General features: G+C 58.5%; 15 protein-coding genes. 6 read left to right on the top strand and 9 right to left on the bottom strand.

Annotated features, from left to right (window positions below):
• Positions 1-2: 2 nt before the first annotated feature.
• The 9 genes from hisD to ACWGZX_RS18815 form a co-directional block, all read right to left on the bottom strand.
• Positions 3-1328: a histidinol dehydrogenase gene (hisD, locus tag ACWGZX_RS18855; RefSeq protein WP_452624964.1), complete on the bottom strand. Its 1326-nt coding sequence runs from the start codon at positions 1326-1328 to the stop codon at positions 3-5.
• Between the two features lie 125 nt (positions 1329-1453).
• Positions 1454-2089 carry an ATP phosphoribosyltransferase gene (gene hisG, locus ACWGZX_RS18850; protein WP_452624963.1) on the bottom strand — a complete coding sequence of 212 codons (636 nt, stop codon included), beginning with the start codon at positions 2087-2089 and terminating at the stop codon, positions 1454-1456.
• 268 nt (positions 2090-2357) lie between these two features.
• Entirely contained in the window at positions 2358-3623 is a 1266-nt protein-coding gene (gene murA / locus ACWGZX_RS18845; protein ID WP_150782105.1) for a UDP-N-acetylglucosamine 1-carboxyvinyltransferase, read from the bottom strand.
• Between the two features lie 22 nt (positions 3624-3645).
• Entirely contained in the window at positions 3646-3885 is a 240-nt protein-coding gene (locus ACWGZX_RS18840; RefSeq protein WP_008054378.1) for a BolA family protein, read from the bottom strand.
• 113 nt (positions 3886-3998) lie between these two features.
• A complete protein-coding gene (locus ACWGZX_RS18835) occupies positions 3999-4304 on the bottom strand; it encodes an STAS domain-containing protein (RefSeq protein WP_452624962.1) in 306 nt (101 codons plus the stop codon).
• A complete protein-coding gene (locus tag ACWGZX_RS18830) occupies positions 4301-4942 on the bottom strand; it encodes an MlaC/ttg2D family ABC transporter substrate-binding protein (RefSeq protein WP_452624961.1) in 642 nt (213 codons plus the stop codon). Before ACWGZX_RS18830 ends, ACWGZX_RS18835 begins: the two co-directional genes overlap by 4 nt.
• 11 nt (positions 4943-4953) lie before the next feature.
• Positions 4954-5421 carry an outer membrane lipid asymmetry maintenance protein MlaD gene (gene mlaD / locus ACWGZX_RS18825; RefSeq protein WP_452624960.1) on the bottom strand — a complete coding sequence of 156 codons (468 nt, stop codon included), beginning with the start codon at positions 5419-5421 and terminating at the stop codon, positions 4954-4956.
• A complete protein-coding gene (gene mlaE, locus ACWGZX_RS18820; RefSeq protein WP_007942748.1) occupies positions 5421-6218 on the bottom strand; it encodes a lipid asymmetry maintenance ABC transporter permease subunit MlaE in 798 nt (265 codons plus the stop codon). The genes mlaD and mlaE overlap by 1 nt, the downstream gene beginning before the upstream one ends.
• The gene (locus ACWGZX_RS18815) at positions 6218-7027 is read right to left on the bottom strand and encodes an ATP-binding cassette domain-containing protein (RefSeq protein WP_007942749.1); all 810 of its coding nucleotides are present in this window, start codon (positions 7025-7027) and stop codon (positions 6218-6220) included. The genes mlaE and ACWGZX_RS18815 overlap by 1 nt, the downstream gene beginning before the upstream one ends.
• 276 nt (positions 7028-7303) lie before the next feature.
• Here ACWGZX_RS18815 and ACWGZX_RS18810 point away from each other — a divergent pair, with 276 nt between their 5' ends.
• The 6 genes from ACWGZX_RS18810 to ACWGZX_RS18785 all read left to right on the top strand — a co-directional run bounded on the left by ACWGZX_RS18810 (position 7304) and on the right by ACWGZX_RS18785 (position 12320).
• Positions 7304-8278, top strand: a complete 975-nt coding sequence (locus ACWGZX_RS18810; protein ID WP_452624959.1) for a KpsF/GutQ family sugar-phosphate isomerase — start codon at positions 7304-7306, stop codon at positions 8276-8278.
• A complete protein-coding gene (locus tag ACWGZX_RS18805; RefSeq protein ID WP_452624958.1) occupies positions 8278-8802 on the top strand; it encodes a KdsC family phosphatase in 525 nt (174 codons plus the stop codon). The genes ACWGZX_RS18810 and ACWGZX_RS18805 overlap by 1 nt, the downstream gene beginning before the upstream one ends.
• A gap of 7 nt (positions 8803-8809) precedes the next feature.
• Positions 8810-9382, top strand: a complete 573-nt coding sequence (lptC, locus tag ACWGZX_RS18800; protein ID WP_452624957.1) for an LPS export ABC transporter periplasmic protein LptC — start codon at positions 8810-8812, stop codon at positions 9380-9382.
• The gene (gene lptA / locus ACWGZX_RS18795; protein ID WP_452624956.1) at positions 9369-9917 is read left to right on the top strand and encodes a lipopolysaccharide transport periplasmic protein LptA; all 549 of its coding nucleotides are present in this window, start codon (positions 9369-9371) and stop codon (positions 9915-9917) included. The genes lptC and lptA overlap by 14 nt, the downstream gene beginning before the upstream one ends.
• Positions 9917-10642 (top strand): LPS export ABC transporter ATP-binding protein, encoded by a 726-nt coding sequence (gene lptB / locus ACWGZX_RS18790; RefSeq protein ID WP_007942755.1) that lies wholly within the window; start codon positions 9917-9919, stop codon positions 10640-10642. The genes lptA and lptB overlap by 1 nt, the downstream gene beginning before the upstream one ends.
• Before the next feature lie 184 nt (positions 10643-10826).
• Positions 10827-12320 carry an RNA polymerase factor sigma-54 gene (locus ACWGZX_RS18785; protein ID WP_452624955.1) on the top strand — a complete coding sequence of 498 codons (1494 nt, stop codon included), beginning with the start codon at positions 10827-10829 and terminating at the stop codon, positions 12318-12320.
• Positions 12321-12350: the final 30 nt, after the last annotated feature.

Genomic DNA, 12350 nt, shown 5'->3' with positions numbered 1-12350 from the left:
CTTCAGTTCCCCTGCTTGTCGTCAATGATGCGGTATTCGGCGCTGCGGGCGTGCGCGGTCAGCGACTCGCCACGGGCCAGTACGGAAGCGGTCTTGCCTAGTTCGGACGCACCCTGCTCGGAGCAGAAGATGATCGACGAGCGTTTCTGGAAGTCGTACACACCCAGCGGCGACGAGAAACGCGCGGTGCCGGAAGTCGGCAACACGTGGTTCGGACCAGCGCAGTAGTCGCCCAGCGCTTCGGATGTGTGGCGACCCATGAAGATCGCGCCTGCGTGACGGATGTGCGGCAACCAGGCTTGCGGATCAGCGACCGACAGCTCCAGGTGTTCCGGGGCAATGCGATTGGCCACTTCGATGGCTTGTTCCATGTCACGGACCTTGATCAGCGCACCGCGGCCATTCATCGAAGTTGCGATGATCTCGGCACGTTCCATGGTTGGCATCAATTTGTTGATGCTCGCGGCAACCTTGTCGAGGAATTCGGCATCCGGACTGACCAGAATCGCCTGGGCGTCTTCATCGTGTTCGGCCTGGGAGAACAGGTCCATGGCGATCCAGTCCGGATCGGTCTGGCCGTCGCACACCACGAGAATCTCGGACGGACCGGCGATCATGTCGATACCGACCTGACCAAATACGTGACGCTTGGCGGTGGCGACATAGATGTTGCCCGGGCCGACCACTTTGTCGACCTTCGGCACGCTTTCGGTGCCGTAGGCCAACGCGGCAACCGCTTGCGCGCCGCCGATGGTGAATACGCGGTCGACGCCGGCAATGCAGGCCGCGGCCAGCACCAGTTCGTTGATTTCACCGCGAGGGGTCGGCACCACCATGACCACTTCGGCCACACCAGCCACTTTGGCCGGGATCGCGTTCATCAACACCGAGGACGGGTACGACGCCTTGCCGCCCGGTACATACAGACCGGCGCGGTCCAGCGGCGTGACCTTCTGGCCGAGCACCGTGCCGTCGGCTTCGGTGTAGGTCCAGGAATCCTGTTTCTGTTTTTCGTGGTAGTTGCGCACGCGGGCTGCGGCTTTTTCCAGGGCTTCGCGCTGAGGCACGGTGATCCTGGTCAGCGCCAGTTCCAGACGTTCGCGCGGCAGGATCAGGTCGGCCATCGAGGCGACTTCCAGGCCATCGAACTTCTGGGTGAATTCCACCAGCGCCGCATCGCCACGCTCGCGCACGGCTTTGATGATGTCCAGCACTCGCTGATTGACCGAGTCGTCAGACACACTTTCCCAGCTCAGCAGATGATCCAGATGATGTGCGAAATCCGGGTCAGCAGCGTTGAGTCGGCGAATTGCAGTCGGTGCGGTCATAGCGAGAGCCTCATAGGAATGGCAAAAACTCAGGTGCCCTAACTTAGCAGTCGTTTCCGCTTGGGCACCTGAGATTCTGGCTATGAGGCGGATAGACGGGCGCGACTTAACGTCGCGCAGGTAAATCAGCCGCGGTGTCGAGACTCCACTGCCTTGCGCAGGGTGTCGATCAACGCCTGGATTCGGGCGTGCTGCATTTTCATCGAAGCTTTGTTGACGATCAGCCGGGAGCTGATTTCGGCAATGAAATCCTGGGGTTCCAGGCCATTGGCGCGCAGGGTGTTGCCGGTGTCGACCACGTCAATGATCTTGTCCGCCAGACCAATCAGCGGCGCCAGCTCCATCGAGCCGTAAAGCTTGATGATGTCGACCTGGCGACCCTGCTCGGCGTAGTAACGCTTGGCAACGTTGACGAACTTGGTCGCCACCCGCAGGCGGCCCTTAGGCTCGACATCGCCGACACGGCCGGCAGTCATCAGCTTGCAGAGGGCAATTCGCAGGTCCAAAGGCTCGTACAGGCCCTGGCCGCCATATTCCATCAGCACATCTTTACCGGCGACGCCGAGGTCCGCGGCACCATGCTCGACGTAGGTCGGCACATCGGTGGCGCGCACGATCAGCAGACGTACGTCAGGCTGAGTCGTGGGAATGATCAGCTTGCGGCTCTTGTCCGGATTCTCGGTCGGCACGATGCCCGCTTCAGCCAGAAGCGGCAGGGTGTCGTCAAGGATACGGCCCTTGGACAGTGCGATGGTCAACATGGGAAGCGTCAGTCCTTAATCAGGAATCTTATGCCCGGTCGCAAACGGCGCCGGACACACATCGAGCCGGGACGGCTCGACTTGAAACGAATTCATCCATGTGGAGTAACAGCTACTGCGCTCTGCAATCCTGCGTTGAAAACCGGCTCGAAATGCTCATTGACTAAAGTCAACTCCGCTTTCTCGCCAGTTTTCGCCTTGTCTTGCATTCGCTCGTGACGCTGTTACACCACATGGAGGGCACGTCCGTGTGCCCATGCAGCAGAAACTAGCCCGGTACGCGGCGGATCTTGGCGCCGAGCATCTGCAGTTTCTCTTCGATGCACTCGTAACCACGGTCGATGTGGTAGATGCGGTCGATCAGGGTATCGCCTTCGGCGATCAGCGCCGAGATCACCAGGCTGGCCGAAGCACGCAGGTCGGTGGCCATGACTGGCGCGCCCTTGAGCTTTTCGATGCCGGTGACGATGGCGGTGTTGCCTTCGACCTGGATATGAGCGCCCATGCGGTGCAGTTCGTATACGTGCATGAAGCGGTTTTCGAAGATCGTCTCGATCACCGCACCAGTGCCTTCGGCAATGGCGTTGAGGGAGATGAACTGCGCCTGCATGTCGGTTGGGAACGCCGGGTATGGAGCGGTCCGCACGTTAACGGCTTTTGGCCGCTTGCCGTGCATGTTCAGCTCGATCCAGTCTTCGCCGCAGGTGATTTCAGCGCCCGATTCCTTGAGCTTCTCAAGCACGGCTTCGAGGATGGTCGGATCGGTATCCTTGACCTTTACACGGCCGCCGGTCACGGCAGCAGCGACCAGGTAAGTACCGGTTTCGATTCGGTCGGGCATCACCTTGTAAGTGGTGGTGTGCAGACGCTCGACGCCATCGATGGTGATGGTGTCGGTGCCAGCGCCGGAAACCTTGGCACCCATGGCGTTCAGGAAGTTGGCCAGGTCGACCACTTCTGGCTCGCGTGCGGCGTTTGCCAACACACTGCGACCCTTGGCCAGGGCTGCGGCCATCATGATGTTTTCGGTACCGGTCACGCTGACGGTATCGAAGAAAAAGTTCGCGCCGCGCAAGCCGCCTTCTGGCGCCTTGGCCTTGATGTAGCCGCCTTCGACATCGATGACCGCGCCCATGGCTTCAAGGCCACGGATGTGCAGGTCAACCGGACGCGAACCGATGGCACAACCGCCAGGCAGTGCGACTTCGGCTTCGCCGAAACGGGCAACCATCGGGCCGAGTACCAGGATCGACGCACGCATGGTTTTAACCAGTTCGTACGGTGCGATCAGGGTCTTGATGGTGCGTGGGTCGATTTCGACGCTGAGCTTCTCGTCGATCACCGGCTCAATGCCCATGCGACCGAACAGCTCGATCATCGTGGTGATGTCGTGCAGGTGCGGCAGGTTGGCCACTGTAACCGGGCCATCACACAGCAGGGTGGCAGCCAGGATTGGCAGGGCAGAGTTCTTTGCCCCGGAGATGCGGATTTCGCCATCAAGACGAACGCCACCGGTAATAATCAATTTATCCATAAGAATCTCGACGCCCTTGGGCTCAGGTGCGCTCGGCCCAGGCCGCGCTGCTGAAAAATTTCATAGTGACCGCATGGATGCTGCCATCGGTGATCCATGGGTTCAAATGGGCATAGATCTGCTGCTGACGCTTCACCGGGCTCAATGCCGCCAGTTCATCGCTAATCACGTTCAGCTGGAAATTGCAGCCTTCGCCCTCGACTTCTACTTTCGTTCCGGGCAGCTTTCCTTCAAGGAAGCTCTTCACTTCTACGGCCTGCATGCTCAACCTCAATCGGCGCCCTGTGCGCACGGGTCGGACATCATACAAAAAAGCCCCGCGCCTGCGAACCCCGCTAAGCAGGACTCTGACGGGGGGCTTCTTTATAGATGCGGTCAGGGGTGCGCCAATAGCTCGGTCAATTCGCTGACCTGAGCGATTTCACGCATGTCTTCGGGCATCGCGCGAATGCTCAGCGCCTTACCGGCCGCCTCTGCATCACGCATGAAGCACAGCAACAGCGACAAGCCGACGCTGCTGGACTTCGATACTGCCGAACAATCGACCACCAGTTCAGTCGCGGTGCTGGACTTGATCAACGCCTGCCCCTGCTTGCGCAGATCCGGGCCGGTGCGATAGTCCAGCATGCCACTCAACTGCAGTTCGCCGGATTCGCTCATGCGAATGGCCGACACACTCATTGGGCGTTAGTCTCGGTGGATGCCTTGGCTTTGGCGACTTCCCCGGCCCAGTTGTTGATGGTCTGGTCCAGGTTGTTGCCATTGCGCTGCATCGCATCAGCGAACTGATCACGGAACAGCTTGCCGATGTTGATCCCGTTGATGATCACGTTACGCAGCTTCCACTCGCCATTGATCTTTTCCAGTGTGTAAGACACAGGATAGATCGCACCGTTACTGCCTTTGACGGTCATGCCAACGCTGGTGCGATTGCCGGACTCGTCTTTGGCAGGATCAACGGTGATGCCCTGGTTGTTGTATTCAAGCAAAGCATTGCCATAAAACTGGAACAGACCCTTCTTGAAGTTTTCTTCAAAGGTTTTCATCTGCGCCGGCGTGGCTTTCTTTGAATACTTGACCGTCATGATGCTCTTGGAAATACCCTCGGCATCCACCACAGGTCCGACGATCGTGTTCAGCGCCGTATAAAAGTCCTGCGGGTCCTGCTTGTACTTCTCTTTATTGGCCTTCAGATCGGCCAGCATACGGTTGGTGGTGTCTTGTACCAGTTCGTGCGCGGAAGGCGCCGCCACGGCGTGGGACACCAACGGAAACACCGCGAGCATTACCAACAGGCCACGTCGCAAGGTAGAGATCATTTAACAGTTCCTCATTTAGCTTCTTTGCTAACGGTATTGAGCAGGAATTTACCGATCAGGTCTTCGAGCACCAGCGATGACTGCGTGTCATGGATGGTTCCACCATCCTTGAGCAAGGCTTCTTCGCCGCCCACGCTGAGACCGATGTACTTCTCGCCCAACAGGCCAGCGGTCAGAATAGATGCAGTGGAGTCAGTCGGCAGATTATCTACGCGCTTTTCCAGTTGCATGGTCACCCGACCGGTGAAGCTGTCGCGGTCCAGATCGATCGCTGTGACCTTGCCGATGGTCACACCGGCCATTGTCACTTTGGCTCTGACAGTCAAACCGGCGATATTGTCGAAGTAGGCATAAAGTTTATAGGTGTCGGTGCTCGGGCTCGGGGACAGTCCACTGACCCGCAACGCCAGCAACAGCAAAGCCAGGATGCCAGCCAGCAAGAAAAGGCCGACACCGATTTCCAGGGTGCGGTTTTGCATCAGAAATCTCCAAACATCAAAGCGGTCAGAATAAAGTCCAGGCCGAGTACAGCCAATGAGGCATACACCACGGTCTTGGTAGTGGCACGACTGATCCCCTCGGAAGTGGGCTCACAGTCATAGCCTTGGAATACGGCGATCCAGGTCACGACGAACGCGAAGACGATGCTTTTGATGATGCCATTGAGCACATCGTCAGTGAACGTCACGCTGTTTTGCATGTTCGACCAGTAGGAGCCTTCATACACACCCAGCCAGTCGACTGCCACCCACGAGCCACCCCAGATACCTACCACGCTGAAGATCATCGCCAGCACCGGCAGGGAAATGAAGCCGGCCCACAGGCGCGGGGCAACAATGTATTTGAGCGGATCGACACCAATCATTTCCAGACTGGACAACTGTTCGGTGGATTTCATGTTGCCGATTTCGGCCGTCAGCGCCGAACCGGCACGCCCGGCGAACAACAACGCCGTCACAACGGGACCCAATTCACGTAGCAGCGTGAGCGCCACCATCTGCCCGACCGCCTGCTCCGAGCCGTAGCTCGACAGAATGTTGAAGCCTTGCAGCGCCAGCACCATCCCGATGAACACCCCGGAGACCACAATGATCACCAGGGACATCACGCCCACTGAATGCAGTTGCTTGATCAGCAGGCCAAAACCGCCACCGATGCCACCGCGACCGAGCAAGGCATGAAACAGGAATATCGTCGAACGACCGAACACCGCCAGCACATCGATGCCGGCGTGGCCAAACCGGCGCACGCGTTCTATTAATGAAATCTTGCGCATCAACGCTTCCCCAGAAGATCTGCGCGGTAATCCGTCGCTGGAAAGTGGTATGCGACCGGACCGTCGGGTTCGCCGGTCATGAATTGACGGATCCGAGGCTCCTGCGAGTTCATCAATTCCTCGGGAGTCCCCTGCCCCAATACCTGGCCTTCGCCGACGACATAGATGTAGTCGGCGATGCTCGCGGTTTCGGCCAGATCGTGGGAGACCACGATACTGGTGATGCCCAGCGCATCGTTGAGCAGGCGGATCAGGCGCACCAGCACGCCCATGGCGATGGGGTCCTGGCCGACAAAGGGCTCGTCGTACATGAGGATCTGCGGGTCGAGGGCAATCGCCCGGGCCAGCGCAACACGACGCTTCATGCCGCCGGACAATTCGTCAGGCATCAGGTCGATAGCACCACGCAAGCCCACGGCCTGCAATTTAAGCAGGACGATGTCACGGATCATTTCTTCCGGCAGCTCGGTATGAACACGCAGCGGGAAGGCGACGTTCTCGAACACGTCAAGGTCGGTAAACAGGGCGCCGCTCTGGAACAGCACTCCCATGTGCTTGCGCGCATCGAACAGATCACTGCGCGACAATTTCGGCAGGTTCTGGCCGTTGACCCAGACTTCGCCCTTTGTTGGACGCAATTGTGCGCCCATCAATCGTAACAGCGTGGTTTTGCCACACCCGGACGGTCCCATGATGCCGGTGACCTTGCCACGCGGGATACGGATATCGACGTTATTGAAAATGCTGCGCGTACCGCGCTTGAAGGACAGTCCCTTCAGCTCGACCGCGTAGGCGTTATCGGCACTCATCTAAACTCCTTGCGATGCAGCCTCTCACTCGGACGCCCGACTCTCTGACGAAAGCACATACCTCCCCGGGCAGGCCGAACTGGCCGCGAACTATATCACTGCAAAGGCCCGGCGCCCAAGGCCAAAGCCAGCCCATCTTCAGTAACATCATCGGCAAAAAGCCTTGTTTAGAGGGGATTGCATTATCGGGAATGACAAAGCGCAACGAACTTGCGTGAGGGTTTTGATCATTACCGCTATAATCGCCGCCTTTCATCAGGCTATACGATTTCCGACATGAGCCAATCCAGTGACCTGATTCAATCAGCACAACGCACCATCCGCCTCGAACTGGAAGCCGTAGAAGGCTTGCTGCCCCACATCGACGCAGATTTCGTACGCGCTTGCGAGATGATTCTGGCCAGCAAAGGCCGCGTGGTTGTGGTCGGCATGGGTAAATCAGGACACATCGGCAACAAGATCGCCGCGACCCTGGCCAGCACCGGCACCACGGCTTTTTTCGTCCACCCCGCCGAAGCCAGCCACGGCGACATGGGCATGATCACGCGGGATGACATCATCCTGGCCCTGTCGAACTCCGGCTCCACCAATGAAATCCTGACCTTGCTGCCCCTGATCAAGCGCCTGGGCATTCAATTGATCAGCGTGACCGGCAACCCCGATTCCCCGCTGGCCAAGGCCGCCGAGGTCAACCTCAATGTTCACGTCGAACACGAGGCCTGCCCGCTGAACCTGGCACCCACCTCCTCCACCACGGCTGCCTTGGTGATGGGCGATGCCCTGGCCGTCGCGCTGCTGGAAGCTCGTGGCTTTACCGCTGAAGACTTCGCCTTTTCCCACCCCGGTGGCGCGCTTGGCCGACGCCTGCTGTTGAAAGTGGAGAATGTCATGCACGCCGGTCAAGATTTGCCACAGGTTCAGCGCGGTACCCTGCTTAAAGACGCATTGATGGAAATGACCCGCAAGGGCTTGGGCATGACCGTCATTCTGGAAGCTGATGGCAAACTGGCCGGGATCTTCACCGACGGTGACTTGCGTCGCACACTGGATCGCAGCATCGACATCCACAGCGCCACCATCGAACAGGTCATGACCGCTCATGGCAAGACCGCCCGCGCCGAAATGCTCGCCGCCGAGGCCCTGAAAATCATGGAAGATCACAAAATCAACGCGCTGGTCGTGGTCGACAGCGAAGACCGTCCGGTCGGCGCCCTGAACATGCACGACTTGCTGCGTGCGGGAGTAATGTAATGAACACGGACCTGCTGCAACGCGGCCAACAGATCAAACTCGCGGTGTTCGACGTCGATGGCGTGCTGACCGACGGGCGCCTGTACTTTCTCGAAGATGGCAGTGAATTCAAGACGTTCAATACGCTCGACGGCCAAGGCATCAAGATGCTGATGGCAGCGGGCGTGCAGACCGCTATCATCAGCGGCCGCAAAACCCCGGTGGTCGAACGGCGAGCGAAAAACCTCGGCATCCCCCACCTTTATCAGGGGCGCGAAGACAAACTGGTGGTGCTGGACGAGCTTCTGGCTCAACTCAACCTAAGCTATGAACAAGTTGCCTATCTCGGTGACGACTTGCCGGACCTGCCGGTGATTCGCCGCGTCGGCCTGGGCATGGCGGTAGCCAACGCCGCCAGTTTCGTCCGTGAAAACGCCCATGGCATTACCGTTGCCCGGGGTGGCGAGGGTGCCGCTCGCGAATTCTGCGAATTGATCCTGCGCGCCCAGGGCCGCCTCGATGCGGCCAACGCTGCGTACCTGTGAGCCGACTATGCTGAGCAAAAAGTTTCGTAACATCCTGCTATTCAGCTGCATCGCCGCGCTGTTCGCTGCGGTCGGCTACTGGAACATCAGCCCGGAACGCTTCCTCGACAAACCTGTGGTCAAGGTCGATGAAAGCGCGATCGACTATTACGCGACCAACGCCCACAGCGTGCAGTTCCTGCCGGACGGCAAATTGCAGTACGAAATGACGTCCGACAAGGTCGAACACCTGAAAGCGTCCGAGGTCACACTGCTGACCAATCCGGACCTGAACATGTTTCGCGGCACCGAGTTCCCCTGGCACGTCCAGAGTGAACACGGGGAAGTCAACCCGGACGGCACCCAGGTCGAGCTGATCGATTCGGTACGCATCACCCGTTTCGACGAAAAAAACCGCAGGACCCTGATTACCACCACCCGTATGACTGTGTTCCCGCAGCAGCAATATGCGCAGACCGATCAACCCGTTAGTATCGACGGCGCTGGCGGTGTATCGACAGGCATCGGAATGAAAGCGTACTTGAAAGAAAGCAGGATACACCTGCTATCTAACGTAAGAGGACAGTATGAGGCTCGTTAAAACCCTCCCTATTTTGCTCAGTCTGGGCGCAGCACTGGGAAGCGTGAGCGCCTGGGCTCTGCCGAACGATCAAGCGCAGCCTATCCGCATACAAGCCGACGACGCCCAGCTGGACGACAAGAACGGCGTTGCTACTTATACGGGCGACGTGATCATCACCCAGGGCTCGATGAAGGTTACCGGCAATAAAGTGACCATGACCCGCACCCCGACTGGCGACATTGACGTGGTGACCTCGGTGGGCAATCTGGCCTACTTCGAGCAACTGCAAACTGAAGGCGACCCCAAGCCTGTCCAGGGCTGGGGTGTGACCATCCAGTACCACGCCACGCAAAATCGCGTAGTACTGATCGACAAGGCCAAGGTTATCGACAAGGACAACAACATCACCCAAGGCGAGAAAATCGTCTACGACACCGAGAAAAAGCTTGCCAGCGCCGGTCGCGCTACCGGCAGCAAGGTGACCGAGTCGCGTCCGCGTATCGACATGGTGATCCAGCCGAAGAAGAAAACCGACGAGCAAAAGGCCCCGTAATGGCAACTCTGAAAGCTCAGCATCTGGCCAAGAGCTACAAGAGCCGCCAGGTCGTGCGTGACGTCAGCCTGTCGATTGACAGCGGTCAAATCGTCGGCCTGCTGGGTCCCAACGGCGCCGGCAAGACCACCTGCTTCTACATGATTGTCGGCCTGGTGCAGGCCGATCAGGGCCGTGTGCTGATCGACGATCTGGACGTCAGCCACCAGCCAATGCACGGTCGTGCAAAGGCCGGTATCGGCTATCTGCCGCAAGAAGCGTCGATCTTCCGCAAACTCTCGGTCGCCGACAACATCATGGCGATCCTCGAGACGCGCAAGGAACTCGACAAGGCCGGACGTCGCAAAGAGCTGGAAAGCCTGCTGCAGGAATTCCACATCAGCCACATCCGCGACAACCTCGGCATGAGCCTGTCGGGCGGTGAACGCCGCCGCGTGGAAATCGCCCGAGCATTGGCTACCAACCCGAAATTCATCCTGCTCGACGAACCCTTCGCCGGCGTGGACCCGATTTCGGTCGGCGACATCAAACAGATCATCTACCATCTCAAGGCCAAGGGCATTGGCGTGCTGATCACTGACCACAACGTCCGTGAAACCCTGGATATCTGCGAAACCGCCTACATCGTCAACGATGGCCAGCTGATCGCCGAAGGCGATGCCGCCACTATCCTGGCCAACGACCTGGTTAAAGAAGTCTATCTGGGCCATGAGTTCCGCCTGTAAGCGTTGAGGTGTCTGGCTAGTCGACTGAGCGCTTATCACAGTAAAAATCAACAGGTTTTTATTGTTACAGCGCTCTAGGCAAACACTTCAGTTTCAGGCATATAATTTGCTTATGTTTGGCGCTCCGGCGCCCTGTAGTGGATGGCGCATGTGCGCCGGCGAAATAAGGTGTTAAGCCCCTGCCATGAAACCATCGCTAGTCTTGAGAATGGGCCAGCAGCTGACGATGACACCGCAGCTGCAACAGGCCATCCGCCTGCTCCAATTGTCGACCCTGGACCTGCAACAGGAAATCCAGGAGGCCCTGGAGTCCAATCCGATGCTCGAACGCCAGGAAGAGGGCGACGACTTCGACAACGTCGACCCCTTGGCCGACAAAGCCGAGCAGCAACCCAACGCCGACATTCAGGAACCCTCCTACCAGGAAACCGCCCCCACGGTGGACAACCTCGAGGAAGGCGACTGGAACGAGCGCATTCCCAATGAACTGCCGGTCGATACCGCATGGGAAGACGTTTACCAGACCAGCGCCAGCAGCCTGCCGAGCAACGATGACGACGAATGGGATTTCACTACTCGCACATCGGCCGGCGAGAGCCTGCAAAGCCACCTGTTGTGGCAACTGAACCTGGCACCGATGTCCGACACCGATCGCCTGATCGCCGTGACTCTGATCGACTGCATCAACAATCAGGGCTATCTGGATGAAACTCTCGAGGAAATCCTCGAAGCCTTCGATCCGGAACTGGACATCGAACTGGACGAAATCGAAGCCGTCCTGCACCGCATCCAGCAATTCGAGCCGGCCGGTATCGGCGCTCGTAACCTGGGCGAATGCCTGCTGCTGCAATTGCGCCAATTGCCAGCCAATACGCCTTGGCTCGCCGAAGCCAAGCGCCTGGTCAGCGACTACATCGATCTGCTCGGCAGCCGCGACTACTCCCAGCTGATGCGCCGGATGAAGCTCAAGGAAGACGAACTGCGCCAGGTCATCGAACTGGTCCAGAGCCTCAACCCGCGCCCCGGCTCGCAGATCGAATCCAGCGAAGCCGAATACGTCGTTCCCGACGTTATCGTGCGCAAGGACAACGAACGCTGGCTGGTGGAACTGAATCAGGAATCAGTGCCACGACTGCGGGTCAACGCCCAATACGCCGGATTTGTCCGTCGCGCCGACACCAGCGCCGACAACACCTTCATGCGCAATCAGTTGCAAGAGGCCCGCTGGTTCATCAAGAGCCTGCAAAGCCGTAACGAAACACTGATGAAAGTCGCCACCCAGATCGTCGAGCATCAGCGCGGCTTCCTGGAATACGGCGACGAAGCCATGAAACCACTGGTCCTGCATGACATTGCCGAAGCCGTGGGCATGCACGAGTCGACGATTTCACGGGTGACCACGCAAAAATTCATGCATACCCCACGGGGTATTTATGAGCTGAAATACTTTTTCTCCAGCCACGTCAGCACCTCCGAAGGCGGTGAATGCTCGTCCACAGCGATCCGCGCGATCATCAAAAAGCTGGTTGCCGCGGAAAATCAGAAAAAGCCGTTGAGTGACAGCAAGATCGCTGGTTTACTGGAGGCACAAGGCATTCAGGTGGCTCGCCGCACCGTCGCCAAGTACCGCGAGTCCCTCGGGATCGCGCCTTCGAGCGAACGCAAGCGGTTGATGTAGAGCCACGCCACAGCGTTCCAGTGGTAGATC

The organism is Pseudomonas sp. CLCA07 (assembly GCF_053615335.1).
Note: the sequence above shows the minus strand (reverse complement) of the source record. Positions and strands in the feature narration are given on the sequence as shown.

What these genes read in the sequence shown, in the direction of transcription:
- hisD (WP_452624964.1), bottom strand. Translation starts at nt 1,328, where the DNA reads ATGACCGCACCGACTGCAATTCGCCGACTCAACGCTGCTGACCCGGAT.
- hisG (WP_452624963.1), bottom strand. Translation starts at nt 2,089, where the DNA reads ATGTTGACCATCGCACTGTCCAAGGGCCGTATCCTTGACGACACCCTG.
- murA (WP_150782105.1), bottom strand. Translation starts at nt 3,623, where the DNA reads ATGGATAAATTGATTATTACCGGTGGCGTTCGTCTTGATGGCGAAATC.
- ACWGZX_RS18840 (WP_008054378.1), bottom strand. Translation starts at nt 3,885, where the DNA reads ATGCAGGCCGTAGAAGTGAAGAGCTTCCTTGAAGGAAAGCTGCCCGGA.
- ACWGZX_RS18835 (WP_452624962.1), bottom strand. Translation starts at nt 4,304, where the DNA reads ATGAGTGTGTCGGCCATTCGCATGAGCGAATCCGGCGAACTGCAGTTG.
- ACWGZX_RS18830 (WP_452624961.1), bottom strand. Translation starts at nt 4,942, where the DNA reads ATGATCTCTACCTTGCGACGTGGCCTGTTGGTAATGCTCGCGGTGTTT.
- mlaD (WP_452624960.1), bottom strand. Translation starts at nt 5,421, where the DNA reads ATGCAAAACCGCACCCTGGAAATCGGTGTCGGCCTTTTCTTGCTGGCT.
- mlaE (WP_007942748.1), bottom strand. Translation starts at nt 6,218, where the DNA reads ATGCGCAAGATTTCATTAATAGAACGCGTGCGCCGGTTTGGCCACGCC.
- ACWGZX_RS18815 (WP_007942749.1), bottom strand. Translation starts at nt 7,027, where the DNA reads ATGAGTGCCGATAACGCCTACGCGGTCGAGCTGAAGGGACTGTCCTTC.
- ACWGZX_RS18810 (WP_452624959.1), top strand. Translation starts at nt 7,304, where the DNA reads ATGAGCCAATCCAGTGACCTGATTCAATCAGCACAACGCACCATCCGC.
- ACWGZX_RS18805 (WP_452624958.1), top strand. Translation starts at nt 8,278, where the DNA reads ATGAACACGGACCTGCTGCAACGCGGCCAACAGATCAAACTCGCGGTG.
- lptC (WP_452624957.1), top strand. Translation starts at nt 8,810, where the DNA reads ATGCTGAGCAAAAAGTTTCGTAACATCCTGCTATTCAGCTGCATCGCC.
- lptA (WP_452624956.1), top strand. Translation starts at nt 9,369, where the DNA reads ATGAGGCTCGTTAAAACCCTCCCTATTTTGCTCAGTCTGGGCGCAGCA.
- lptB (WP_007942755.1), top strand. Translation starts at nt 9,917, where the DNA reads ATGGCAACTCTGAAAGCTCAGCATCTGGCCAAGAGCTACAAGAGCCGC.
- ACWGZX_RS18785 (WP_452624955.1), top strand. Translation starts at nt 10,827, where the DNA reads ATGAAACCATCGCTAGTCTTGAGAATGGGCCAGCAGCTGACGATGACA.